This window comes from Mycobacterium sp. BMJ-28, from assembly GCF_054404835.1.
The window spans coordinates 2,102,289-2,125,889 of record NZ_CM136783.1; the positions used below are offsets into that span (position 1 = coordinate 2,102,289).

General features: G+C 64.1%; 24 protein-coding genes. 17 read left to right on the forward strand and 7 right to left on the reverse strand.

Annotation, left to right across the window (positions count from 1 at the left end; genetic code table 11):
- Positions 1-5: 5 nt before the first annotated feature.
- Both ACXPWS_RS10390 and ACXPWS_RS10395 read right to left on the reverse strand, forming a co-directional pair.
- A complete protein-coding gene (locus ACXPWS_RS10390; RefSeq protein ID WP_458712357.1) occupies positions 6-1,187 on the reverse strand; it encodes an acyl-CoA dehydrogenase family protein in 1,182 nt (393 codons plus the stop codon).
- Positions 1,188-1,288: 101 nt separating this feature from the next.
- The gene (locus ACXPWS_RS10395; RefSeq protein WP_458712358.1) at positions 1,289-2,380 is read right to left on the reverse strand and encodes a 2Fe-2S iron-sulfur cluster-binding protein; all 1,092 of its coding nucleotides are present in this window, start codon (positions 2,378-2,380) and stop codon (positions 1,289-1,291) included.
- Positions 2,381-2,512: 132 nt separating this feature from the next.
- Here ACXPWS_RS10395 and ACXPWS_RS10400 point away from each other — a divergent pair, with 132 nt between their 5' ends.
- From ACXPWS_RS10400 to ACXPWS_RS10430, 7 genes are all read left to right on the forward strand, one after another.
- The gene (locus tag ACXPWS_RS10400) at positions 2,513-4,126 is read left to right on the forward strand and encodes a flavin-containing monooxygenase (protein WP_458712359.1); all 1,614 of its coding nucleotides are present in this window, start codon (positions 2,513-2,515) and stop codon (positions 4,124-4,126) included.
- Positions 4,126-4,929, forward strand: a complete 804-nt coding sequence (locus tag ACXPWS_RS10405) for a mycofactocin-coupled SDR family oxidoreductase (RefSeq protein WP_458712360.1) — start codon at positions 4,126-4,128, stop codon at positions 4,927-4,929. Before ACXPWS_RS10400 ends, ACXPWS_RS10405 begins: the two co-directional genes overlap by 1 nt.
- Positions 4,926-5,759 carry a mycofactocin-coupled SDR family oxidoreductase gene (locus tag ACXPWS_RS10410; RefSeq protein ID WP_458712361.1) on the forward strand — a complete coding sequence of 278 codons (834 nt, stop codon included), beginning with the start codon at positions 4,926-4,928 and terminating at the stop codon, positions 5,757-5,759. The genes ACXPWS_RS10405 and ACXPWS_RS10410 overlap by 4 nt, the downstream gene beginning before the upstream one ends.
- A gap of 22 nt (positions 5,760-5,781) precedes the next feature.
- Positions 5,782-6,576: an SDR family NAD(P)-dependent oxidoreductase gene (locus ACXPWS_RS10415; protein WP_458712362.1), complete on the forward strand. Its 795-nt coding sequence runs from the start codon at positions 5,782-5,784 to the stop codon at positions 6,574-6,576.
- 2 nt (positions 6,577-6,578) lie between these two features.
- The gene (locus ACXPWS_RS10420; protein ID WP_458712363.1) at positions 6,579-7,424 is read left to right on the forward strand and encodes a TIGR03619 family F420-dependent LLM class oxidoreductase; all 846 of its coding nucleotides are present in this window, start codon (positions 6,579-6,581) and stop codon (positions 7,422-7,424) included.
- The gene (locus tag ACXPWS_RS10425; protein WP_458712364.1) at positions 7,424-7,951 is read left to right on the forward strand and encodes a nuclear transport factor 2 family protein; all 528 of its coding nucleotides are present in this window, start codon (positions 7,424-7,426) and stop codon (positions 7,949-7,951) included. The genes ACXPWS_RS10420 and ACXPWS_RS10425 overlap by 1 nt, the downstream gene beginning before the upstream one ends.
- A 68-nt stretch (positions 7,952-8,019) precedes the next feature.
- Positions 8,020-8,847: an SDR family oxidoreductase gene (locus ACXPWS_RS10430; protein WP_458713485.1), complete on the forward strand. Its 828-nt coding sequence runs from the start codon at positions 8,020-8,022 to the stop codon at positions 8,845-8,847.
- Here ACXPWS_RS10430 and dmpG read toward each other — a convergent pair.
- From dmpG to ACXPWS_RS10450, 4 genes are all read right to left on the reverse strand, one after another.
- The gene (gene dmpG / locus ACXPWS_RS10435; RefSeq protein ID WP_458712365.1) at positions 8,844-9,896 is read right to left on the reverse strand and encodes a 4-hydroxy-2-oxovalerate aldolase; all 1,053 of its coding nucleotides are present in this window, start codon (positions 9,894-9,896) and stop codon (positions 8,844-8,846) included. The two genes, ACXPWS_RS10430 and dmpG, sit on opposite strands and share 4 nt — an antisense overlap.
- On the reverse strand, positions 9,893-10,813 hold the full coding sequence (locus tag ACXPWS_RS10440; RefSeq protein ID WP_458710980.1) for an acetaldehyde dehydrogenase (acetylating): 921 nt from the start codon (positions 10,811-10,813) through the stop codon (positions 9,893-9,895). Before ACXPWS_RS10440 ends, dmpG begins: the two co-directional genes overlap by 4 nt.
- Positions 10,814-10,839: 26 nt before the next feature.
- Entirely contained in the window at positions 10,840-11,637 is a 798-nt protein-coding gene (locus ACXPWS_RS10445; RefSeq protein ID WP_458712366.1) for a 2-keto-4-pentenoate hydratase, read from the reverse strand.
- An 83-nt stretch (positions 11,638-11,720) separates the two neighbouring features.
- Complete coding sequence (locus ACXPWS_RS10450) at positions 11,721-12,623, reverse strand: alpha/beta fold hydrolase (protein WP_458712367.1); 903 nt, start codon at positions 12,621-12,623, stop codon at positions 11,721-11,723.
- A 211-nt stretch (positions 12,624-12,834) separates the two neighbouring features.
- On the opposite strand from ACXPWS_RS10450, the gene ACXPWS_RS10455 reads away from it, so the two are divergent.
- The 8 genes from ACXPWS_RS10455 to ACXPWS_RS10490 are packed head-to-tail and all read left to right on the forward strand — an operon-like array spanning position 12,835 to position 22,042.
- On the forward strand, positions 12,835-13,605 hold the full coding sequence (locus ACXPWS_RS10455; RefSeq protein WP_458712368.1) for an MlaE family ABC transporter permease: 771 nt from the start codon (positions 12,835-12,837) through the stop codon (positions 13,603-13,605).
- Positions 13,602-14,462 (forward strand): ABC transporter permease, encoded by an 861-nt coding sequence (locus ACXPWS_RS10460; protein WP_458712369.1) that lies wholly within the window; start codon positions 13,602-13,604, stop codon positions 14,460-14,462. The genes ACXPWS_RS10455 and ACXPWS_RS10460 overlap by 4 nt, the downstream gene beginning before the upstream one ends.
- Before the next feature lie 10 nt (positions 14,463-14,472).
- The gene (locus ACXPWS_RS10465; protein WP_458712370.1) at positions 14,473-15,660 is read left to right on the forward strand and encodes an MCE family protein; all 1,188 of its coding nucleotides are present in this window, start codon (positions 14,473-14,475) and stop codon (positions 15,658-15,660) included.
- Positions 15,657-16,688: an MCE family protein gene (locus ACXPWS_RS10470; protein WP_458712371.1), complete on the forward strand. Its 1,032-nt coding sequence runs from the start codon at positions 15,657-15,659 to the stop codon at positions 16,686-16,688. Before ACXPWS_RS10465 ends, ACXPWS_RS10470 begins: the two co-directional genes overlap by 4 nt.
- Positions 16,688-17,770 carry an MCE family protein gene (locus tag ACXPWS_RS10475; protein ID WP_458712372.1) on the forward strand — a complete coding sequence of 361 codons (1,083 nt, stop codon included), beginning with the start codon at positions 16,688-16,690 and terminating at the stop codon, positions 17,768-17,770. The genes ACXPWS_RS10470 and ACXPWS_RS10475 overlap by 1 nt, the downstream gene beginning before the upstream one ends.
- Positions 17,767-19,221 carry an MCE family protein gene (locus ACXPWS_RS10480; protein WP_458712373.1) on the forward strand — a complete coding sequence of 485 codons (1,455 nt, stop codon included), beginning with the start codon at positions 17,767-17,769 and terminating at the stop codon, positions 19,219-19,221. The genes ACXPWS_RS10475 and ACXPWS_RS10480 overlap by 4 nt, the downstream gene beginning before the upstream one ends.
- Positions 19,218-20,459, forward strand: coding sequence for an MCE family protein (locus ACXPWS_RS10485; RefSeq protein ID WP_458712374.1), 1,242 nt, complete (start codon positions 19,218-19,220; stop codon positions 20,457-20,459). The genes ACXPWS_RS10480 and ACXPWS_RS10485 overlap by 4 nt, the downstream gene beginning before the upstream one ends.
- The gene (locus ACXPWS_RS10490; protein WP_458712375.1) at positions 20,459-22,042 is read left to right on the forward strand and encodes an MCE family protein; all 1,584 of its coding nucleotides are present in this window, start codon (positions 20,459-20,461) and stop codon (positions 22,040-22,042) included. Before ACXPWS_RS10485 ends, ACXPWS_RS10490 begins: the two co-directional genes overlap by 1 nt.
- A gap of 34 nt (positions 22,043-22,076) precedes the next feature.
- Here the strand turns inward: ACXPWS_RS10490 and ACXPWS_RS10495 are convergent, their stop codons facing one another.
- A complete protein-coding gene (locus ACXPWS_RS10495) occupies positions 22,077-22,589 on the reverse strand; it encodes an Rv2253/PknI dimerization domain-containing protein (protein WP_458712376.1) in 513 nt (170 codons plus the stop codon).
- Positions 22,590-22,741: 152 nt separating this feature from the next.
- Between ACXPWS_RS10495 and ACXPWS_RS10500 the strand changes: the two genes are divergently transcribed.
- Together ACXPWS_RS10500 and ACXPWS_RS10505 are read left to right on the forward strand one after the other, a co-directional pair.
- Complete coding sequence (locus ACXPWS_RS10500; protein ID WP_458712377.1) at positions 22,742-23,119, forward strand: hypothetical protein; 378 nt, start codon at positions 22,742-22,744, stop codon at positions 23,117-23,119.
- 16 nt (positions 23,120-23,135) lie between these two features.
- Positions 23,136-23,564 carry a hypothetical protein gene (locus ACXPWS_RS10505; protein ID WP_458712378.1) on the forward strand — a complete coding sequence of 143 codons (429 nt, stop codon included), beginning with the start codon at positions 23,136-23,138 and terminating at the stop codon, positions 23,562-23,564.
- The last annotated feature ends 37 nt before the right edge of the window (positions 23,565-23,601 follow it).

Consider the following 23,601-nt stretch of genomic DNA (forward strand, 5'->3'; position numbering starts at 1 on the left):
TCCTCTCAGATCATCGCCCGCAGCGGGCCCTGCGGATCCACGCCCAGCGAGCTCAGTGCCGAGGCGTGATAGACCGTGCTGGGCACATGGATGGCATGCGCTTGGCCGACATGCACGTCGCGCCAATACCGTTGCAACGGCTTGTCCATCCGGGCCGCGTTGCCGCCGCAGCGCGCGAAAATCTCATCGACGGCGGACACCGCGCGCCATACGGCGCGCACCTGAGTGCGCCGCCCGGCCGCGCGGTCCTCGAAGGACACCTCTTTGCCCGAGTCGACCATGTCGAAGATGCGGTCGGCATTGGCCAACAGCTCCTGGCGGGCGGCGTTGATATCCGCGGCAGCCTCACCGATCGCGTACATGACATATGGGTCGTCCTTGATGGCGACACCGCTCGAATTCACCCGTCCACGTTGGTAATCCAGCGCCGCCGCCAATGCACCCTCGGCGATGCCGATGGTCGCCGAGCTGATCCCGAGTGGGAACATCGTCGACCACGGCATCAGATAGAGCGTCTCGGTCATCCCGGCTTCCCGCTGCGCGGTGCCGTCCATGACCTTCATCGCATCCATCGTTCGGTAGGACGGCACGAACGCGTCTTTGACGATGACATCTTTTGAGCCGGTGCCGCGCAACCCGACCACATTCCACGAATCCTCGACGACCTCGTAGTCTTTGCGCGGCAGGATCATGTGCAGCATCTGCGGGGGCATCAGCGGTTTGCCTTGGGCGTCGCCGATCATCGCGCCCAGGAAGATCCAGTCGCAGTGGTCGGTCCCGGAGCTGAATTGCCAGCGGCCGTTGAAGACATATCCGCCGTCGACGGGTGTGGCCACGCCCTGCGGGGCGTAGGGGGAAGCGACCCAGGTGTCCACGTCGTCGGCCCAGATCTCGGTGGCTACCCGCGGATCTGCGTAGGCCAGCTGATAGGGGTGCACGCCCACCACGCCGTTGATCCAGCCGGCGGCCGGGTCCAGCGCGGCAGTCGCCATCACGGTCTCGGCGAACTCTCGCGGGTGAACTTCCATACCGCCATGCGCCTTAGGCTGCAGTAGCCGGGTATTGCCCGCAGACTTCATGAGCTTGACCGTCTCGTCAGTGAGCTTGCCGATCTTCTCGGCTTCGGCGCCTTGGTTGCGCAGCTGGTCGGCGATCTCGCGTACCCGGTCGATTACCCGCTCGGTCATTATTTGGTCCTATCCTCGAATGCTGTCACTGATGGTCTACCGCGATGTTGACGGTGGTGGAGGCGGTTCCCGTTGAGCGGAAATCTGTTGCGCTCGCACACTCAGAATTCAACGTGCAGGTCATCGGAAACCGGGCGAGCCTGGCATCCCAGGATCAGCCCCTCGGCGAGATCTTCGGGCTCCAGAATGTCGCAGCTGGCCATGTCCACTTCGCCGCGCAGAACGGTGGCGGCACATGATCCGCATTGACCTTCCTTACAGGAGTGGGGCACATCGACACCGGCGGCGACGAGGACGTCGACCAGGGTCGCCCGCCGTGGCCAGCGCAGCTGATGGCTGGTCCCGTCCAGGTCGACCCGCACGGCGGCGGCATCGTCGTCCTCGGAACCTCCTGTCACCGAAAAGTTGTCGTCGGCGAACGGGTCACCTGACAGAGATTGGAACACCTCCAGGTGCACCCGATCCCGCGGCACTCCCGCCTCGGCGAGAGCCTCCTTGATCACGGTCATGAAGGGCCCGGGACCGCAGATGAACGATTCGAAGCCCGTCGAACCCGTATAGACGGTGTGGGCGAATCCGCTCATCTGGGCGCGGGTCGGTAGGCCCTGGATCGATTCCAGCCAGTGCAGCACCGTCAGCCGACCGGCGTAACGGGCTGCCAGCTCGCGCAACTCGGCGGCGAAGATCACCGATGCTTCGTCACGATTGGCATAACACAGCACGACGCGTCCTGTTCCTGCCGACAACACCGACTTCAAGATCGATATGACCGGTGTGATGCCGCTTCCCGCAGCCCACAGCAGAAAATCGGTGTCGAGGTCTGCCGGAGTGAAAACCCCCGACGGTGGCAGTACCTCGATGGTGTCACCGACGGTGACGTTGTCGCACAACCAATTCGACCCGTAGCCACCGGCGGTCCGTTTGACCGTCACCTTCAGTGCAGCGTCGGTGTGCGGGGAGCTGGCCAGCGAATAGCAGCGTGCCACCGATCCGGTCTGATCGCTGGGCACGCGCAGTGTCAAGAATTGACCGGGGGTGTAGGTGAATCGGTCACGCTGGTTCTCAGGTACGGCGAACACCAGTGAACGGGCATCCAGGCTCTCATCGATGACGTCGGATACCTGTACCCGCACACCCTTTGACTTCTTGGGGCCTACGCCGACCGTTTCAGTGTCGCATTCGAGGTCGGTCATGAGCCGAGATTCTGGCGCGCACCGCCCGCCGTGCCAACCCAGACGGTCCGATGGCCGGGATGCCAGCACACGTCGTCCGGTGACCGGGAAACAGGGCAGGCAAGCCCACGAGGAACGCCTAACCTTCGCCACGTGAGCAGTGGATCGATCAGCCGTGTGGATGTGGTGGTGGTGGGTGCCGGCTTCGGAGGCCTGTACGCGTTGCACAAGTTCAGGTCACTCGGGTTGTCGGTGCGGGTGTTCGAAGCCGCACCTGACGTCGGCGGAACCTGGTACTACAACCGGTATCCCGGAGCGCGCTGCGACGTCGAGAGTATCGACTACTGCTACTCGTTTTCTGACGCGCTCCAACAGGAGTGGACCTGGAAGGAGAAGTACGCCACACAGCCCGAGATCCTCGAATACATCAACTGGGTCGCCGACAGGCTCGACCTGCGGGGCGGCATCACCTTCGAGACCAAGGTGAGCGCCGCGGTGCTCGATGAGCAGACGCTGCGCTGGAACGTCAGTACTGATGCAGGCGAAACCGTCAACGCACACTTTGTCGTCATGGCCACCGGTCCGCTGTCGGCCGCCATGACCCCGAACATTCCAGGATTGGACACGTTCGGTGGGCAGACTTACCACACCGCGCACTGGCCACACGAAAACGTCGACTTCACCGGTCAGCGCGTCGCCGTGATCGGCACCGGATCCTCAGGTATCCAATCGATTCCGATCATCGCCGGGCAGGCCGACCATCTTTACGTGTTTCAGCGCACCCCAAATTACAGCGTACCCGCAGGCAATCGGCGGCTGACTGCCGACGAAGTCGCCGACATCAAGGCCAACTACTCCGAACGCCGCCGGATGTCCTGGCGCAGCGGTGGGGGATCACCACACGTCGCCCACCCGAAGCTGACCTTGCAAGCCAGTCCCGAGGAACGCCATGATGCCTACGAAAAGCGTTGGGAGCTCGGCGGTGTGCTGTTCTCCAAGACGTTCGCCGACCAGATGATCACTCTGGAAGCCAACGACGAAGCCCGCAAGTTCTACGAAGACAAGATCCGTGCCGTCATCGACGACCCGACGCTTGCCGACATGCTGATCCCCAACGACCATCCGATCGGCACGAAGCGGATCTGCACCGACACCAACTATTTCCAGACGTTCAATCGAGACAACGTGACTTTGGTCAGTGTCCGCAAGACGCCGATCGAATCGATCGACGAATCCGGGATCAACACCTCCGAAGCTCACTACGATATCGACGCTCTGGTGCTGGCCACCGGATTCGACGCGATGACGGGCACCCTGGCCAAAATCGACATCGTCGGTCGTGGCGGCGAGAGGTTGGTCGAGGACTGGGCCGACGGACCACGTACCTACCTCGGCCTGGGCACCGACGGCTTCCCCAACCTGTTCCTGGTGTCGGGCCCCGGCGCGCCGGCGGTGCTGGCGAACATGGTGTTGCACGCCGAGGCGCACGTGAACTGGATCGCTGACGCCATCCGCTACCTCGACAGCCATGGCTACGCCGCCCTGGAACCGACCGCCGATGCGGTGGACAACTGGATCGCTGAATGTGCCCAGCGTGCCGAGGCCACCCTGTTCACAAAGGCCAACTCCTGGTACATGGGCGCCAATGTGCCAGGCAAGCCCCGAATGTTCATGCTCTTTCTTGGCGGATTCGGGGTCTACCTCGACATCTGCAGCGAGGCCGCTGCAGCCGGCTACAAGGGATTCGATCTGCTGAAGGCCCCCTGATGCCTGACTTGCACAACAAGGTCGTCCTGGTAACCGGCGCCGGTCGCGGTACCGGCCGGGTGCACTGCGAACGGTTCGCCGATGCAGGCGCTCACGTCATCATGCTCGATCATGAGCACGCCGCCGGAGAGCTGCGTGTGACGGCCGACCAGGTCCACAGCCGGGGCAGACGCGGTGTCACCGGCCTTGCCGACATCGCTGACCTGGATGCAGTCACCGCTGCGGTTGATGCGGGTGTGCACGAACTCGGTCGGCTCGATGTCATCGTCGCCAACGCCGGTATCCACACTGCCGCAGGACCCGCCTGGACGATCAGTCCACAGGACTGGCAACGCACCCTCGATGTGAATCTCACCGGGGTGTGGCACACCGTCAAAGCCGGCGTCCCGCATATCGGCCCGGGCGGGGGAGCAGTGGTGATCATCAGTTCCACCAACGGCTTACGCGGCACCGGCGGCACCGCTCACTACACCGCCAGCAAGCACGCCGCGGTCGGACTGGCCCGCACACTGGCCAACGAGTTGGGACCGCGAAAGATCCGGGTGAACACGGTGCACCCCGGTGCAGTGGCCACACCCATGGTCCGTAACACCGCCACCTATAAGCGGCTGCGGCCAGATCTGGACAACCCGACCGAAGCCGATGCCGCTGAAGTTCTCACCGCCCGGAATCTCTTACCGGTGCCGTGGGTGGAACCCATCGACGTGGCGAATGCCGTTGTCTTTCTGTCTTCCGACCATGCTCGCTACATCACCGGAACCCAATTGGTGGTCGACGCCGGACTGACCCAGAAGACGACATGACCGGCCGATTAGTCAACAAGACCGCACTGATCACCGGCGCGGCCCGCGGTATCGGCCGCGCGCAGGCGATCAGATTCGCCCAAGAGGGCGCCGCCATCATCGCCCTCGACGTGTGTGGCCCGGTTGAAACCGTGCACGTCCCGTCCAGCACACCGCAGGATCTGCACGACACTGCCCGCCTTGTCGAACAGGCCGGCGGGCGCATCATCACCGACGTCCTCGACGTGCGTGACCTTGACGCCCTTCGGTGCGCGGCCGAGCGGGGTGCCGAACAGTTCGGCGGACTCGACATTGTCTGTGCCACTGCGGGAATCACCTCCCGCGGCGGGACTATCGAGCTGTCGGAGGCGGCGTGGCGCACCATGCTGGACGTGAACCTCACCGGGGTATGGAACACCTGCACCGCCGCGGTGCCGCACCTGATCGACCGTGGCGCCGGGTCGATTATCCTGATCAGCTCCATCGCCGGACTGCGCGGTCTGATGGGGGTGGCGCACTACACCGCGGCTAAACACGGTGTAGTGGGATTGATGCGCAGCCTAGCCCAGGATCTGGCGCCGTACAACGTGCGGGTCAACTGTGTCCATCCGACCAATGTCGACACCCCGCTGATTCAGAACGACGTCGTGCGTGAGGCGTTCCGTCCCGACCTCGACCGGCCCCTCACTCGCGACGAATTCGCCTGCGCCGCAGTACGGATGAACATGCTTGCCGTGCCATGGGTCGATCCCATCGACGTGGCCAACGCAAGTCTGTTCCTCGCCTCCGACGAGGCCCGCTACATCACCTCAGTCAGCTTGCCCGTAGATGCAGGGGCCACTCAACGATGACCTATCCTAAAGGAGAGCACACATGGTTGACCTCAAGAAGTACGGACCGTGGGCCGTCATCGCCGGTGGGTCGGAAGGCGTCGGCGCGGAGTTCGCCCGACAACTGGCGGGGGCAGGTTTCAACCTCGTGCTCATCGCGCGTAAACCAGGGCCGCTGGAAGGTGCCGCGCAACGCTGCCGTGCCCTCGGCGCCGAGGTCCGCACCGTTGCCGTCGATCTTCTCGATCCGGCATCGGTCGGGCAAATCGTGTGCAGCACAGACGATATCGAGGCCGGCCTGCTAATCTACAACGCCGGAGCCAGTACGTGTAACGAACTCTTTCTGGAGACCGACCTCCGGGAACTGCAGAAGGTCACCGATCTCAACGTCACACGCATGCTGGAACTGGTGCAGCACTATGGACGGGCGATGGCCGACCGCAAACGCGGCGGCATCATGATCGTGGGATCGCTGTCCGGGTACATGGGAGCGTGGCGACACACCGTCTACGCCGGGGCGAAGGCGTTTTCTCGGATGTTCGCCGAAAGCCTCTGGCTGGAGTTGCGCGAACATCAGGTTGATGTCCTGGAATTGGTCTTGGGTGTGACGCGCACACCCGCCATGGAACGTGTCGGGCTGAACTTCGATGCGCCCGGCATCCTGGTGAACGAACCCGCCGACGTCGCAGCGGAGGGCCTGGCGCACCTCATCGACGGCCCGGTATGGGTGGCGGGCGGCAACGAGGCGGCCGCCCTCACCAACAGTGCACCCGACCGGGCGCGGGTGGTGCTGGAATCACACGAAACGATCAAGGCGCTGATTGCAGGAGCGCACTGATTGTGCGACTTGGCCTTTCGACACCGATTGTGGTGCAGGTCCCCGGGCTGGCGGGCAGCTGGGAAGCCGACGCGGGGATCGATGACCTGGTGCGTATCGCCGCGGCCGCGGACACCTTGGGATTCGACTACCTGACCTGCTCGGAACATGTGGCGATTCCGACCGCTGTAGCGTCCAGTCGGGGCGCGGTGTACTGGGACCCATTGGCCACCCTGGGCTACCTGGCCGCGCATACGTCGCGCATTCGGCTGGTCACCTCGGTCCTGGTGCTCGGCTACCACCATCCCCTGGAGATCGCCAAACGTTACGGCACCCTGGATCAGGTCAGTGGTGGGAGGCTCACCCTCGGGGTCGGCATCGGTTCGCTCACCGAGGAATTCGAGCTGTTGCACGCGCCGTGGCAGCAGCGGGCGGCACGAGCCGATGATGCGCTTCGCGCGCTGCGCGCATCATTGTCTACTGCAACACCGCGATATCACGGCCCTTTCTACGATTATCAGGACATCACCGTGCTGCCGCACGCTCGGCAGAAGCGGGTGCCCGTCTGGGTCGGCGGACGCAGCGTGGCTTCCCTACGCCGAGCGCTCGACTTCGCCGACGGTTGGATGCCGTTCGGCCTTGCACCGCGTGAAATGCACGACATGATCGTCGGTGTCGATCTCCCGGTCGGATTCGAGGTGGTGTTGTCAGCAGTCGTCGATCCCGACAACGACCCGCGGGGTACCCGCAATGAGTTGAAATCCCTGCGAGAGGCCGGGGCGACCGCGATCAGTTGCGCCGTCCGTTCGGACAGCCCCCAGCATTGCTGCGAGCAGCTCGCCCGGTTGCGTGACCTTGAGGAGTGGTAGTGACCGACACCGAGATCTTGGATCGACTGCGGCGCCTGGAGGACGAACGAGACGTTGCCAGGGTCGTCGCGTCGTATGGCCCGTCGGTCGATGCGGGTGACGCGGACAATGCGGCCCGGCTGTGGGCGCTCGACGGAACATACGACGTCGAAGGCTGGCGGATGACCGGGCGGCACGGCGTACACGAGATGGTCAGCTCGCACGGACATCAGAAGTTGGTGACCGGCGGCTGCTGCCACTTCCTCGGACCGGCGGTGGTGACCATCGACGGCGACACCGCCGTCGCCGTCTGTGAATCCCTGGTCCTGGTGCGCCGCCACGATGCGGATCCCGACGACGTCGACCTCTACAGCGTGTGGCGGGCCACCGCCAACCATTTCGTGCTAGACCGTGTCGACGGCCGGTGGCAGATCACCACGCGGACCAGCCGTGTGCTCAACGGCGACAGTTACGCGCATGGGTTGTTGACCGCCGGGCTGGCCGGCATAGCTGCACCCGCCCGCGGGTACGGATCCAACCCACCGTGAAGCAGGTGACAGACGTGAGGCAGGTGACAGAAACGAAGGTGTACGCGGTGACCGGCGCGGCGTCCGGGATGGGACGAGCGGCCGCACAACGGCTGCGCGCCGACGGGCACCGGGTGATCGGTGTCGACTTGCGCGATGCGGAGGTCATCGCCGACCTGGCCACCGAGCACGGCCGCTCCCACGCGGCTGCTGAGGTACTTGCACAGGCGGACGGCCGGCTCGATGGTGCTGTCTTCGCTGCCGGGATGGGACCACGCCCCGGCATGCACCACGTATCCACCATCTTGTCGGTCAACTACTTCGGCGTGGTCGAGTTGGCGCTCGCGTGGCGAGCCGCGATGGCGACCACTTCCGCCGCGAAAGTCGTCGTGGTGGGCAGCAATTCGGCCACAACCATGCCGATGGTTCCGCCTCGCGCAGTGCGTGCGCTGCTGCGCGGCGACCTGCGGCGTGCCGTCCGCTCAGTGCGGATGTTCCGTTCAGCGGCTCCGGCGATGGCCTACGGGACCTCAAAAATCGCACTCATGCGCTGGCTGCGGCGCACCGCGGTGTCAGAAGCGTGGGCGGGCGCAGGAATCAGATTGAACGCGATTGCCCCCGGGGCAATCGACACCCCGTTGCTCAGCGAACAGCTCGCGACACCACGTGAGGCGAAAGCCATCCGCTCGTTCCCCGTGCCCGTCGGCGGCTACGGAGATCCCGATCATCTGGGGGAGTGGATGACCTTCATGCTCTCCGACGCTGCCAATTTCCTCTGTGGAAGTGTGGTCTTCGTCGACGGCGGATCGGATGCGTATTTCCGTGCCGACCACTGGCCGTGCCGGGTGCCGACGACCCGAATACCTCGGTATCTGTATCGACTCGCGGCATTCAAGTCACGCCGTCGGACGTTCTAGGTGTTCGCCGTTTCTTGTTCGCGTTTGATCTCCAACGCGATGTCGATGAGTTGGTCTTCTTGGCCGCCGATCAGTTTGCGTTGGCCGGCGCGGTGCAGCAGTTGGTGTGCGGGCACGCCGTAGCGTTCGGATTGGCGGATGGCGTGCTTGAGAAAGCTGGAGTACACCCCGGAGTAGCCCATGATCAGGGCGTTGCGGTCGAGCAGGCACTCGGCGGGCATGGCGGGGGCGACCACCTCTTCGGCGGCGTCGGCGATATCGAAGAAATCGATACCGGTCTTCACACCGATCTTGTCGAACACCCCGATGAGCGCCTCGACCGGGGCGTTACCGGCACCGGCACCGAACCGGCGGCAGGAGCCGTCGATCTGCTTGGCCCCGGCACGCACCGCCTCGATGGAATTGGCGACCCCCAGGCCCAGGTTCTCGTGGCCGTGAAAGCCCACCTGGGCGTCATCGCCGAGTTCGGCGACCAGTGCGGCGACCCGGTCGGCGACCGCGTCGAGCACCAGTGCGCCCGCCGAATCCACGACATAGACGCACTGGCAGCCGGCATCGGCCATGATGCGGGCTTGGGCGGCGAGCTTCTCCGGGGAGATGGTGTGGCTCATCATCAGGAACCCGACGGTCTCCAGACCGAGTTCGCGGGCCAGCCCGAAGTGCTGGATCGAGACGTCGGCCTCGGTGCAGTGGGTGGCGATCCGGCAGATGGAGCCACCGTTGTTCTGGGCTTCCTTGATGTCTTCCTTGGTGCCCACCCCGGGCAGCATGAGGAAGGCGATCTTGGCCTCTTTGGCCGTCTCGGCCGCGAGCTTGATCAGTTCCTGCTCGGGGGTTTTGGAGAACCCGTAATTGAACGACGAGCCGCCCAGTCCGTCGCCGTGGGTGACCTCGATGACCGGCACCCCGGCAGCATCCAAGGCCGCGACGATCGAGCCGACCTCGTCTTTGGTGAACTGGTGGCGTTTGTGATGGGACCCGTCGCGCAGTGACGTGTCGGTCATCCGGACGTCCCAGATCGGGTTGAAGAAGATGTCTGCGGTACTCATGCCTGTGCTCCTCCGGCCGCGGCGGTCACGCGTTCTTTGGCGATCTCTTCGCCCACCTTGGTGGCCGCGGCGGTCATGATGTCCAGATTTCCAGCGTACGGCGGCAGGTAGTCCCCGGCACCCTCCACTTCGACGAATGTGGTGACCAGGTGGTGGCCGCCGTTGTACACCGACGGACCGTCGAACTGGGGCTCGTTGAGCAGCCGGTAGCCCGGCACGTAGGTTTGCACCTGCGCCACGACCTCCTTGATCGAGGCGGTGATGGCATCGTGGTCGGCGTCCTCGGGGATGGCGCAGAAGATGGTGTCGCGCATGATCATCGGCGGCTCGGCCGGGTTGAGGATGATGATCGCCTTACCCTTGGCGGCGCCACCGATGTGCTGCACACCGGCACTGGTGGTCTTGGTGAACTCGTCGATGTTGGCCCGGGTGCCCGGACCGGCCGACGCGCTGGACACCGAGGCCACGATCTCGGCGTAGGGCACATCCACCACCCGGGAGACGGCGTAGACCATCGGGATGGTGGCCTGCCCACCGCAGGTGACCATGTTGACGTTCGGCGCATCCAGATGGGCACGCAGATTCGCCGGCGGGATCACCCCGGGCCCGACGGCGGCCGGGGTCAAATCGATCGCCCGGATCCCGGCTTCGGCGTAACGCGGCGCGGCATCGCGATGCACGTAGGCGCTGGTGGCCTCGAACACCAGATCCGGCAATTCGCTTTGCGCCAGAAGCCAATCCACGCCCTCATGGCTGGTCTCCAGGCCCAACTTGCGGGCCCTGGCCAAGCCCTCGGACTCCGGATCGATCCCGATCATCCACCGCGGTTCCAGCCACTGCGAGCGCAACAACTTGTACAACAGATCGGTACTGATATTGCCCGACCCGACAATCGCCACTGACGCCTTATCAGCCATCGTGCCCTCTCTTGAAAGTCCTCTAATCAGATGAATCCGAGGCAGACTTCGCCCAGACCCACGATGGCGGCGCGGTAGTGGTCGCCTTTGGCGACGTCGACGGCTCGGGTACATGACCCCGACAACACGATGTGCCCGGCCTCCAACACCACTCCGAAAGTGGCCAGCTTCCGCGCCAGCCAGACGACGCCGCGGACCGGGTTGCCGAGCACATCGCTGGTGTTGCCCCGAGCGACGGGAACATCGCGGCCGCCGAATCCGGTGAACAGTGTCGCTTCGAGATCGGCGAGGTTTAGCTCGTGAGGGCGAATCCTGCTCGGGCCCAGCGCGAAAAAGCCAGACGAAGCATTGTCGGCGATCGTGTCGGTGATCCCGATCTCCCAGTTCATGATTCGGCTGTCGATCAGCTCGATCGCGACCGCGATGTAATCGGTGGCGGCCAACACATCAGCGGTTGAGCAGTCCGCGCCGGGCAGCGCGGCACCCAGCACGAAGGCCACTTCCACTTCGATGCGCGGATGACACAGCGAGGACACGTCGAACGCCGTCCCCTGCTGCAGATGCATATCGGAGAGCAGATGACCGAAATCGGGTTCGTGCACACCCATCATTTGCTGTATCACCGGGGAGGACAGGCCGATTTTGTGACCACATACCCGTGCGCCTGCTCTGATTCGCTCGTCGACGTTGGTTCGCTGGATCGCGTAGGCGTCGAGGACGTCGATGTCGGGATAGACCTGAGACAGGGGAGCGACGGGCTCGGTCATCTGCTCGGCGTCGCGTAGCTGCCACGCGGCGCGGTCTCGACTCTCGGTGTCCAACATAAGATCTCCTCACACAGCTGTCGCATCAACCTATTGGCCTGCACGACTGCGTCGGCGTCGACCGTCCGCCCAGCGGACGTGGCCTAGGCCACGCCAGGGCGATTCAAGAAGCCGAGGACCACAGATTCGAAAGCCTCCTTGGCTTCGATCATGGCCCAGTGCCCGCATCGGGGGAACACGTGCAATTCGGCGTCGGGAATGGTCCGCATCGGCACGAGGGCCATATCGAGCGGACTGACTCGGTCATCACGCCCCCAGGCCAGCAGGGTGGGCGCGGCAACCTTGTGCATCTGCGCCCAGGGCAATGGCAGGTCAGAGGACGCCAGCGCGGCCATCATCGCCGCGAAGGCGGCCTTGCCGTACATGCGCCGCGCCGCGGCGAACGTCTCGGGATCGGTCGCAAGCGCCCAACGCTCCGCGATGAGGTCCTCGGTCACCAACGCGGGATCAAAGACCATGGAGTGCAACCATCGGACGAGCGTGTCACGGCTGGGGTTCTCGGTGAATTCCTGGAGCAGCCGAATCCCTTCGCTCGGCCCGGGCGAGAACACATTGGTGCCGATTCCCCCGATGCTGACAAGTCGCCCCACCCGCTCCGGCGCGTTGATCGCGACGCTGATCCCGACTCCGCCGCCCATCGAGTTGCCGACGATGTCGACACGGTCGACGTCGAGCGCATCCAGGAACGGTACGACGGTGCTTTGCGCGGTGACCATCGGGTGACCGCCCCAGTCGTCGGAGACGCCGAAGCCCGGGAACTCCAACACGAGGCAGCGATGGCGTTGTGCGAACACCGGAAGCACCCCTCGGAAGTTGCGCCAGCCGGTTACTCCGGGCCCCGATCCGTGCAGAAAGAGCACCGTTGGGCCGGAGCCGACATCGTAGTAGCGCAAAGCCCCTGCGGTCGTGACGATTTCACGCACGCCACCGGCCAGCTCAGCCTGATCCGCCACGGAAATGGAGTTGGACACGCGAACCTCCCTCATGGTCACTGACTTGTACAGGTCAGCTTCGCCACCTCGCTGCCCGTGAGCAACGGGGTATTCCGCTGACCGGTGACTGCGAGCGCCGTCGATCGGTGCGACTTCGACTTCCCGATGGGTGGGACGCGGCATGTCCGGGCTTTCGCCGAACTGCGATGGTTCCCCGTCGAGTGTCCCGGGTCACAGGGCGCGAAATGAGGACGGAGACCAACCCATGCCGCGACGACAGCTCGCAGTGCCGCTGCAGGCGGTAGGCGGGATGTTCGCCATGTCGGTCGACGCCGCCAAGTTCGTGCTGGTCAGGCCGTTTCAGTGGCGGGAACTTCTCGACCAGTCCTGGTTCGTCGCCCGGGTCTCGTTGGCGCCGACACTGCTGGTGGCGATTCCGTTCACCGTGCTCGTGAGCTTCACGCTGAACATCCTGCTTCGCGAACTCGGCGCAGCTGACCTGTCCGGGGCCGGTGCGGCGTTCGGTGCGGTCACCCAGGTGGGCCCGATGGTGACGGTGCTGATCGTGGCCGGCGCCGGGGCCACGGCCATGTGCGCCGATCTGGGCTCGCGCACCATCCGCGAGGAGATCGACGCGATGGAGGTGCTGGGCATCAATCCGGTGCAGCGCCTCGTGACGCCCCGGATGCTGGCCTCGGGCCTGGTGGCCCTGCTGCTGAACAGCCTCGTGGTGATCATCGGCATCCTCGGCGGCTACTTCTTCTCCGTCTTTGTCCAAGACGTGAACCCAGGCGCCTTCGCCGCCGGCATCACCCTGCTGACCGGCGTGCCCGAAGTCATCATCTCCTGTGTGAAAGCGGCGCTGTTCGGATTGATTGCGGGACTTGTCGCCTGCTACCGCGGTCTGAATATCACCGGCGGGGGAGCTAAGGCGGTCGGCAACGCCGTCAACGAAACCGTCGTCTACGCCTTCATGGCGCTCTTTGTGATCAACGTGGTGGTCACCGCCATCGGTATCCAGATGACGACCCGATGACAGGATCCCCGTTGACCCTTGAATCGACCTATCCGCGCTTGTCCCGCGTGGTACGACGACCTGTGACCGTGGTGGGCGGCATCGGTGACCACATCCTGTTCTACGGCCGGGCACTGGCAGCTGTGCCGTACGCAGCCACGCACTACCGGCATGAAGTCATCCGCCTTATCGCCGAGATCAGCATGGGCGCGGGCACTTTGGCGATGATCGGTGGGACCGTGGTCATCGTCGGGTTTCTCACCCTGGCCACCGGTGGTGTACTGGCGATCCAGGGCTACAGCTCGCTGGGCAATATCGGCATCGAGGCGCTCACCGGCTTTCTGGCCGCATTCATCAATGTGCGCATCTCTGCCCCCATAGTCGCGGGAATCGGACTGGCGGCGACATTCGGGGCCGGGGTCACCGCGCAATTGGGCGCGATGCGGATCAACGAGGAGATCGATGCCCTCGAATCGATGGGGATCCGTGCCGTCGAGTACCTGGTGAGCACGCGCCTGGTGGCCGGCATGCTGGCGATCACGCCGCTGTACTCAATTGCGGTGATCCTGTCGTTTGTGGCCAGCCAGTTCACCACGGTGGTGCTGTTGGGCCAGTCCGGTGGCCTCTATGACCACTATTTCAACACCTTTCTCAACCCGATCGATCTGTTGTGGTCATTTCTCCAGGCGCTGTTGATGGCGTTGGCCATCCTGCTGATTCACACCTATTACGGCTTCTTCGCGAGCGGCGGTCCGGCAGGAGTCGGAGTGGCAGTAGGCAACGCGGTGCGCACATCGCTGATCGTCGTCGTGTCCATCACGCTGCTTACCTCGCTGGCTGTGTATGGCTCCAACGGCAACTTCAACCTCTCCGGTTAGCAGGCATGTGATGTCGCGTGATGCTGTTCGACTCTTGACCGGTTCGTTGGCCCTGGCGGTGGCCGCGGTCGTCATCACCTGCGCGGTCGTGCTGTTCCGCGGCGGTGCGGTCGCGACGGTGCCGGTTACGGTGATCTCGCCGCGCGCCGGTCTGGTGCTCAATCCCGAAGCCAAGGTCAAGCTGCATGGAGCGCAGGTGGGCAAGGTCGTCGCCATCGATGCCCTCCCCGATGGTCAAGCCGCCATTCGACTGGCGATGAATCCCGATGAACTGTCGCTCATTCCGGCCAATACACGTGCCCAGATCGCCTCCAGCACCGTATTCGGCGCGAAGTACATCGACATGGTTCCTCCGGTGAAACCCTCACAGGACTCGATGCGGCCCGGGCAGGTCCTCGATGCCCAGCATGTCACGGTGGAGATCAACACGGTCTTCGAGCAACTGGTGATGGTACTGACCGAGATTCAGCCTGAAAAGCTCAATGAAACACTCGGCGCACTGGCGCAGGCGTTTGACGGGCGCGGTGACAAGCTGGGCCAGACCATGGTCGATCTCGACACTCTGTTGGCCAAGATCGATCCGAGCCTGTCCACGCTGAGCCGCGAAATTGCCGCTACCCCTGAAGTATTTGGCGCGTACGCCGACGCCGCATCCGATCTGACGAACACCGTGCGCAACGCAACACAGCTCAGCGACACGATCGTGGACCGGCAGCACGATCTCGACACCCTGCTGATCAGTGCGATCGGTTTGGCCGATATCGGCAATGATGTCGTGGCGACCAACAGCGACTCCCTGACTAATGTGATGCACCTGCTGGTGCCCACGACCGAGCTGACCAACCAGTACAACCCGGCACTCACGTGCGCGCTCAAAGGCGTGGAGCCATTGGCCATGGGCGCGCCCCAGCCGCTGCCAGGGGTCATGCTGCTCGATTCCTTCCTGCTGGGAACCGAACGCTATCGCTACCCGAAGAATTTGCCGAAGGTGGCCGCGACCGGCGGGCCTCAGTGCATGGATCTGCCGAATGTCGGATTCGGACAACGTCCCCCGTTCGTGGTTACCGACATCGACGCCAACCCAGCGCAATACGGGAATCAAGGGATCCTGTTGAACTCCGAAGGACTCAAGCAGGCCTTGTTCGGGCCGCTGGACGGCCCGCCCCGCAACACCGCCCAGATAGGACAACCCGGATGACCGGCCGCTACGGGACCGCGATCAAGTTCGGTGTGTTCGGTGTGACGATGGCGCTACTGACCGGCGCGCTGTTCGTGATCATGGGCCAGTTCCGTACGGGATCGACCAACGGGTACACCGCTGTCTTTGCGGACGCCTCCAGCCTGCGGGCCGGCGACTCGGTGCGCGTGGCGGGCGTTCGTATCGGAACCGTCGATGATGTTGCGCTGCAACCCGATAACACCGTACTGGTGAGTTTCGATGCCGATCGTGACGTGATGCTGACCACCTCCACCAAGATCGCCGTGCGCTATCTGGATCTGGTCGGCAACCGCTATCTCGAACTGCTCGACAGCCCCGGTTCCACTCGACTGCAACCGCCCGGATCTCGGATTCCCCGCGAACGCACCGAGCCCGCGCTTGATCTCGACATGCTGCTGGGCGGGCTCAAACCTGTCATCCAAGGCCTCAACGCCCAAAACGTCAATGCCCTGACCAACTCGCTCATCCAGATCCTGCAGGGTCAGGGCGGGACCGTCGAATCGCTCCTGTCGCAGACCTCGTCGTTCACCCAGGCGCTTGCTGACAACGGCCAGACCGTGCAGCAACTGATCGACAACCTGCAAACGGTGGTTGGGACAGTGGCCAAGAACGGTGAGCAGTTCTCCGGCGCGGTGCAGCACCTGCAAGAGTTGATCACCGGTCTGTCCGAGCAACGCGACCCCATCGGGCAGGCCATCACCGCCCTGGACACCGGTACCGCGTCCCTGGCTGACTTGATGACCCGAGCGCGGCCCCCGTTGTCCGGCACCGTCGACCAACTCACCAGACTGGCGCCACTGTTGGACAACGACGACGCAAAAGCCCGGATCGACCTTTCACTGCAGAAGGCACCCGCGAACTATCGCAAACTGGTACGGCTGGGCTCCTACGGCAGCTTCATCAACCAGTACCTCTGCGGAATGAATGTGCGCGTCACCGACCTCCAAGGGCGGACCGCCTACTTCCCCTGGATAATGCAGACCACCGGCCGTTGCGGGGAGCCCTGATGCTGAAATACCGCGGATCGCAACTGGTTCGCAGTGGACTGATCGGCATCGTGCTGATCGTGCTGATCGTCGCCGTCGGACTTCAGCCGCAAGCGCTGCTGTCGTGGGCCACCTCGATCAAGTACGGGGCATTGTTCGCCGAAGCCGGCGGACTGACCCCAGGCAACGATGTCAAGGTGTCCGGGGTGACCAAAGGTACGGTCACCGACGTCAGCCTCAGCCATGGGAAAGCGTTGGTGACCTTCACCCTCGATAGCACCGTGCGGCTGGGGACCGACACCACCGCCCACATCCGCACCGGGACGGTGCTCGGAGCCCGCATGCTTGCGCTGGAGCCTGCTGGCGGGGGCACCCTGCACGCCGCTGACACGATCCCGCTGACCCACACCTCGTCGCCGTACTCGCTGACCGACGCCGTCAGTGACTTCACCGGCAACACTGCGGCCACCGACACCGGAGCGCTGACCCAGTCATTGGACACTCTGTCGGACACCATCGACAGGATGGCTCCGCAACTCGGTCCGACCTTCGACGGTCTGACGCATCTGTCGCAAACCATCAACGGTCGCAACGAGTCTCTGGCGAACCTCCTCAAGAATGCCGCCGATGTGACCGGGATCCTCTCCGAACGCAGCCAACAGGTCAACACCTTGCTGCTTGATGCGAACGCGCTGACCGAAGTGCTCGACGAACGTCGATACGCCATCGTCAACCTGCTGGCCAACACTTCGGCACTGTCGCAGCAGTTGTCCGGTCTGGTCCGTGACAACGAACAAGAATTGGGCCCCACGCTGCAGAAGATGAACTCGGTGACCGCGATGCTGGAGAAGAACCGTGACAACATTGCCAGCGCGTTGGCTGGCCTGGCTAAATACCAAGTGACACAGGGTGAGTCAGTGAACAACGGTTTCTACTACAACGCCTTCGTTGGTAACCTGCTGCCATCGCAGACCCTGCAACCGTTCCTTGACTACGCGTTCGGCGTCCGGCGCGGTTCGAACGCGGGTCAGCCGCCGGACAACGCCGGGCCGCGAGCGGAATTCCCGTGGCCGCACAACGGCATTCCGGGAGGAAGCCGATGATCACCCGATACCGGACGCGAATCAGCGGGGCGGCGGTCGTGGTGCTGGTGGTCGCCGGCCTGGCTGGTGCCGCGGTACTCGTGCGGCACAGTGTCTTCGGCCCGACTACCATCACCGCCGACTTCACCTCGGCCACGGCCATCTATCCCGGCGACGAGGTTCGCGTCGCCGGGGTCAAGGTCGGCACCATCACCGACATTCAACCTGCCGGTGGCCAGGCCAGACTGGCCATGGCCATCGATCACGGCGTGGCCATACCGGCTGATGCCAAAGCGATCATCATGGCGCAGAACCTCGTTTCAGCCCGCTACGTTCAACTGACGCCGGCTTACGCGGATAGCGGCCCGGTCCTGGCCGACGGGGCCCAGATCGGCGTCCACCGCACCGCAGTACCCGTCGAATGGGATGCCGTCAAAGACCAGTTGATGAGGTTGGCCACCGATCTGGGACCGGTGCGCGGAGCCTCGGCCACCTCATTGAGCCGATTCATCGACAGTGCGGCGTCCGCCATGGACGGCAACGGCGCCAAGCTGCACGAAGCCATCAGCCAGCTTTCCGGGGTCGGCCGCATTCTGGCCAACGGCAGCGGCAACATCGTCGACATCATCAAGAACCTGCAGATCTTCGTCACCGCTCTGCGCGACAGCAACACCCAGATCGTCGAATTCCAGCATCGACTGGCCAGCGTCACCAGCGTCATCGACGGCAGCCGTTCCGACCTGGATTCGGCCTTGACCAACCTGGCGACCGCCGTGGGTGACGTGCGGCGATTCATCGCCGGCAGCCACGACCAGACCGCCGAGCAGTTGCAGCGGCTCAACAATGTCACCCAAAACTTGGTCGACAACAAGGTCAAACTCGAAAACGTGCTGCACGTGGCGCCTAACGCGATCGCCAACGGCTACAACATCTACAACCCTGACAGTGGAACCGCCGTCGGTGCGTTCGCGTTGTCGAATTTCGCCGACCCTGTAGCCGTCGTGTGTTCCGCGATCGCCGCAGTCAAGAACGCCACCGCAGCCGAGACGTCCAAGCTGTGTGCCCAATACCTGGGCCCTGCACTGTCATTGGTCAACTTCAATTATCTACCCATGCCGTTCAACGCCTATCTGCGCAAGGCTCCGAGTCCGGAGAACCTGGTGTACACCGATCCCAACATCGCGCCCGGCGGACCCGGTGGAAGGCCCCAGCCCGTGTCAGCGGCCCCGGCCGTATCTGCCTACACGGGTGCCGGCGATGTGCCGCCGCCTGCTGGGTGGGGCGCTCCTCCCGGACCCCCCGGGGCATACGCTCCCAACGGTGCTCCGGCCAATCCGTCCCCGGCGCTATTCCCCGGCGCACCGGTCGCGCCCGGCGTGCCCGACCAGTCGCCACGCACGTTGCGCGACATGCTGCTTCCCGCCGAAGCCGGGCCGCCGACCACGTCGCCGCAGCCAGGAGGCATGCCATGAGCACCCGTCGAGTCGTGAGCCAGCTGAGCGCGATCGGCGGTTGCGCGGTGCTGGCCCTGACCGGGTGCACGTTCAACGGCCTCAATTCGTTGCCATTGCCGGGCACCGTGGGACGCGGTTCCGACGCCACGATCTATCACCTCGAGCTGACGAATGTCGGCACCTTGGAAGCGAACTCACCGGTGATGGTGAGTGACGTAGTCGTGGGCAGCGTGTCTCGGATGCGGGTCCGAGACTGGCACGCCGACGTCGAGATCTCCGTCAAGCCGGACGTCGTCATCCCGGCGAACGCAGTGGCGAGGGTGGGCCAGACCAGTCTGCTGGGTTCTATGCACATTGCCTTGGACCCGGTGGTGGGCCAGCCACCGACCGGACAGCTCTCCCCAGGGGCAACCCTCAGCCTGAACCGCACCTCGACCTACCCGTCGACGGAGCAAACGCTGTCTTCGTTGTCAGTGCTCGTCAACGGCGGCGGGTTGGGCAAGGTGGGGGAATTGGTCGGCGAATTCAGCGCCGCACTCGACGGACGCCAGGGCAAGATTCGCGATCTGCTCACCCGCCTGGACAAGATCGTGAGCGTGTTCGCCGACCAGCGCGAGGACATCAACGCCTCCATCGCCGCACTGAACCGGTTGTCGGGCACGCTAGCCGGGCAGAGTGACGTCATCAGCCAAGCCTTGCAACGCATTCCACCGGCACTAGAAGTGCTCGTCAGGGAGCGGCCCCGGATCACTACGGCGCTGCAAAAGTTCGGCCACTTCAGCGACACGGCGACGAAGCTGATCACGGCCACCCAGGACGATCTGGTGACCAATCTGCGCAACCTCGAACCGACCGTGCGGGCGCTCGCCGACGTAGGCCCTAATCTGGGGGCCGATCTGGCGTTCGTGCCGACTTATCCCTACCCGCAGAATTTCATCGACCGGGCCATCCGTGGTGACTATCTGAACGAGTTCATCACGTTCGACTTCACCATTCCGCGACTCAAGAGAGGCCTCTTCCTGGGGACCCGGTGGGGCCAGGAAGGTGCTCCACTTGTTCCCGCTCCGGGGGATCCCTGGTATGCGAACTACACCAAAGATCCACTGAACATGCCGCTGACTCCCGCGCCGACCGCCGTCGCGACGATGCCGGCGCTGGTCGACTCGCCTGCAGCACAGGACCCTTCCACAAATGCGCAGGATCCGTCGCCGGCACCGGCGCCGGGGTTTCAAGCTGCACAAGCAGGAGGCAACTAATGCTCACCCGATTGATCCGCACCCAGCTGGTCATCTTCTCGGTCGCCTCCGTCATCGGCTTGGCCGTGATGGTCGTGGTGTACCTGCAGGCGCCCACCTTGTTGGGCATCGGACGGATGACGGTGACCCTGCAACTGCCCGGCACCGGTGGGCTGTACCAGTTCTCGAACGTCACCTACCGCGGTGTGCAGGTCGGGAAGGTCACCGATGTGCGACCTACCCGTGACGGTGCGGAAGCCACCTTGTCGTTGAACACTTCCCCGAAAGTCCCGGCTGACTTGCACGCTGCCGTTCTGAGCGTGTCAGCGGTCGGTGAGCAGTACGTGGATCTGCAGCCACGCAACGAATCGGGACCTTTCCTGCACGACGGGTCGACCATCCCGGCTTCCCGAACCTCGATCCCGCAAGCCGTCGGGCCGATGCTCGATCAGGTCAGTGCGCTGATCGGCAGCATCCCGAAAGACAAGATCCGTCCACTGCTCGACGAAACATTCAAGGGCTTCAACGGTGCCGGGCCGGACATCGGCTCCCTGCTGGACTCCTCGTCACGGCTGATCACCGACGCCAACGCCGCCGCCGACCAAACCCGCACGCTCATCGACGACAGCGGCCCTCTACTCGACGGACAGGCCGAATCGGCTGACGCCATCCGCGCATGGGCGCGCAGCGTCGCCGGCATCAGCAAGCAACTGGTCACCAACGACCCACAGGTACGGACGCTACTCAAAGATGGACCGGGTGCCGCGGACGAGGCCAGTCGGCTGTTCAATCAGGTCAAGCCCACCCTGCCGGTGCTGTTGGCCAACCTGGCCAGTATCGGCCAGGTGGCGGTCACCTATCACCCTTCGTTGGAGCAGCTGCTGGTGCTGCTGCCCCCCGTCGTCGCCTCCACGCAGGCTTACGGTGCACCGAAGAACAACCCCTCGGGAATGTCGTTGGGCGACTTTACCCTGAACATCGGTGACCCGCCTGCCTGCACCGTCGGATTCCTGCCGCCGTCGCAGTGGCGCTCACCCGAAGACACCAGCGACGTTGACACGCCGGACGGCCTGTATTGCAAGCTGCCCCAAGACTCCCCGATCGGGGTGCGCGGTGCGCGCAACTATCCGTGCATGGGCAATCCCGGTAAACGTGCGCCTACCGTCGAAATCTGTGACAGCGACAAGCCCTACGAACCCCTGGCCATGCGTCAGCACGCGCTCGGTCCCTACCCGATTGACCCGAACCTGCTCGCCCAGGGCGTGCCGCCGGATTCCCGCGTCGATCACGACGCAGAGATCTACGGACCCTCGCAAGGCACACCGCTCCCGCCGGGCGACGGGGCACCGCGAGCACCTGCGGAGGTGCCGTTGCCCCCCGAGCCGACACCGCCCGCCGAACCTGGACTGCTACCTGACCCGGGCGCCGTCCCAGCCGCACCGAGTGCGTTCCAGCCCAATCGATCTGCGGGACCGTCAGTGGCGGTCGCCACCTACGATCCGGGTACCGGCCAGTACGCCACCCCTGATGGAGCGGTGTACCGCCAATCCGACTTGGTAGCGCACACGGGCGAGAGGACTTGGAAAGACCTGTTTCCCAGCTGATCCGACATGCAACGGCGGCGATGAACGCAGCGGCTCAGGCGGTCTTGACCAGCTTGAACGGCATGGTGATGAATACCACCTTGCTGCTGCCGCACGAACCACTGATGCCGGTCGTCGAGTCCTCACCCAACAAGGTGGTCGACGCCGGGTCCATCCCACTGCCATCGGTGGTCGCCGGATAGAATCGGAACACCTGGAGGCCCGGGCCGGCGCTCCCATCGGGACACGGTTGCCACTTGTTCACCATTTTCTTGACATACCAGACGCCGCTTTTCTGGTATATCGCTGCACTCCAACCAAATTCACTGTTCACGGAGCCGGTGCATTCCCCGGGGTAACTGCACGTCGTAGCGATGGTCCAGGTACTGCGGATGCTGGTCTCGTCGTGGTAGATGTCGTTGGTCTTCGCCCACTCTCCGTTCGAGGTGGCGAGATACGTACCGTTGAGGCCCCACTGAGGCGCTGCTTCAGCCACCGGCTGGTGAGACGCTCCAAGCGTCGAGGCAGACAGCACGCCCACGAAAACCGAGGTCCTAGACAGCCACATCGCTGCTCCTTCGTCCGCGCGAACTTGCCAGCAGATGCTTCTGCCTGCCGGCGGCAGTTCACTGTGACCCGCACGCGGCTCGCTGGCGGTCGATCTCCCACCTAGCGGGCAACAGGATGGAGAATTACGTAGGCGGTGGCATGGTGTCGCGCATGCGGTTATCGGCGGCAGCAGCGATAGCGGTTCTCATTGCGGGCGTTCTCAGCCCGGCCGGCGCCGCCGCGGCGCCCGAGGAGTGCAACGACCCTTCCTGTGTACCTGGCATCTCCGGTGGCGTCACCCTCGGGGCCACCTGCACAGACACCGAGCACTACGTGTTCGGGACGACGTCCTGGGGCCGATTGGTGTTCTGCGGATCACCGCGCCGGTATGAGCCTCGATATTTCCGATCCCCGCCACTGAAAGGCGTTCGAGTAGAGAACACGTCGTGCGAAGGTTCCCTCAACGCCGTCGCGCAGGGACTTGACGGACTCTTTCTGAGCTGTGTGGCCGTCGACGGTATGACGCGGTGGGTTCGTGGCGATGCGTGACCGCAACGGTGTTGCGGTGAGAACGATCTGCCGCCGTGGAGTGAGTTGCATCGCGGTCGGCGTGGCCTTGGGAGCCGGCCCGATCGCCGTCGTTCGGGCCGACGACGAGGTTTCGATGCATCGGGTGACCTATACCGTGTCGTCCGATCAGCCCGCCGACGCCGACATCTACTACCGCGACGTCGACCCACCCAATTGGGTCGAATACAGCCACAACCCATACCCGTTCAGTCCAAAGGACGACGTCCGCCTCACGCCGGGCACACTGTGGGTACACGAAACGATGCTGGACGACCCCGCGCAGTGGGCGATGGTCACGGTCAGCGCGGCGGGTCCGGCAGTACGTGACGGACAGACTTTTCGCTGTCGATTATCCGTCGACGGCGTGGCAGTCGACCGCGCTGAAGGTCCTCGCGGCGCACTATGTTCACTGAGACACTGGTGATACTTCGCAGCGGCGACTTCGGCAATGACCGCTGGGC

What these genes read in the sequence shown, in the direction of transcription:
- ACXPWS_RS10490 (WP_458712375.1), top strand. Translation starts at nt 20,459, where the DNA reads ATGCTCACCCGATTGATCCGCACCCAGCTGGTCATCTTCTCGGTCGCC.
- dmpG (WP_458712365.1), bottom strand. Translation starts at nt 9,896, where the DNA reads ATGAGTACCGCAGACATCTTCTTCAACCCGATCTGGGACGTCCGGATG.
- ACXPWS_RS10495 (WP_458712376.1), bottom strand. Translation starts at nt 22,589, where the DNA reads ATGTGGCTGTCTAGGACCTCGGTTTTCGTGGGCGTGCTGTCTGCCTCG.
- ACXPWS_RS10450 (WP_458712367.1), bottom strand. Translation starts at nt 12,623, where the DNA reads ATGAGGGAGGTTCGCGTGTCCAACTCCATTTCCGTGGCGGATCAGGCT.
- ACXPWS_RS10405 (WP_458712360.1), top strand. Translation starts at nt 4,126, where the DNA reads ATGCCTGACTTGCACAACAAGGTCGTCCTGGTAACCGGCGCCGGTCGC.
- ACXPWS_RS10485 (WP_458712374.1), top strand. Translation starts at nt 19,218, where the DNA reads ATGAGCACCCGTCGAGTCGTGAGCCAGCTGAGCGCGATCGGCGGTTGC.
- ACXPWS_RS10470 (WP_458712371.1), top strand. Translation starts at nt 15,657, where the DNA reads ATGACCGGCCGCTACGGGACCGCGATCAAGTTCGGTGTGTTCGGTGTG.
- ACXPWS_RS10460 (WP_458712369.1), top strand. Translation starts at nt 13,602, where the DNA reads ATGACAGGATCCCCGTTGACCCTTGAATCGACCTATCCGCGCTTGTCC.
- ACXPWS_RS10440 (WP_458710980.1), bottom strand. Translation starts at nt 10,813, where the DNA reads ATGGCTGATAAGGCGTCAGTGGCGATTGTCGGGTCGGGCAATATCAGT.
- ACXPWS_RS10465 (WP_458712370.1), top strand. Translation starts at nt 14,473, where the DNA reads ATGTCGCGTGATGCTGTTCGACTCTTGACCGGTTCGTTGGCCCTGGCG.
- ACXPWS_RS10410 (WP_458712361.1), top strand. Translation starts at nt 4,926, where the DNA reads ATGACCGGCCGATTAGTCAACAAGACCGCACTGATCACCGGCGCGGCC.
- ACXPWS_RS10395 (WP_458712358.1), bottom strand. Translation starts at nt 2,380, where the DNA reads ATGACCGACCTCGAATGCGACACTGAAACGGTCGGCGTAGGCCCCAAG.
- ACXPWS_RS10445 (WP_458712366.1), bottom strand. Translation starts at nt 11,637, where the DNA reads ATGTTGGACACCGAGAGTCGAGACCGCGCCGCGTGGCAGCTACGCGAC.
- ACXPWS_RS10430 (WP_458713485.1), top strand. Translation starts at nt 8,020, where the DNA reads ATGGGACGAGCGGCCGCACAACGGCTGCGCGCCGACGGGCACCGGGTG.
- ACXPWS_RS10480 (WP_458712373.1), top strand. Translation starts at nt 17,767, where the DNA reads ATGATCACCCGATACCGGACGCGAATCAGCGGGGCGGCGGTCGTGGTG.
- ACXPWS_RS10500 (WP_458712377.1), top strand. Translation starts at nt 22,742, where the DNA reads ATGCGGTTATCGGCGGCAGCAGCGATAGCGGTTCTCATTGCGGGCGTT.
- ACXPWS_RS10415 (WP_458712362.1), top strand. Translation starts at nt 5,782, where the DNA reads ATGGTTGACCTCAAGAAGTACGGACCGTGGGCCGTCATCGCCGGTGGG.
- ACXPWS_RS10390 (WP_458712357.1), bottom strand. Translation starts at nt 1,187, where the DNA reads ATGACCGAGCGGGTAATCGACCGGGTACGCGAGATCGCCGACCAGCTG.
- ACXPWS_RS10455 (WP_458712368.1), top strand. Translation starts at nt 12,835, where the DNA reads ATGCCGCGACGACAGCTCGCAGTGCCGCTGCAGGCGGTAGGCGGGATG.
- ACXPWS_RS10475 (WP_458712372.1), top strand. Translation starts at nt 16,688, where the DNA reads ATGCTGAAATACCGCGGATCGCAACTGGTTCGCAGTGGACTGATCGGC.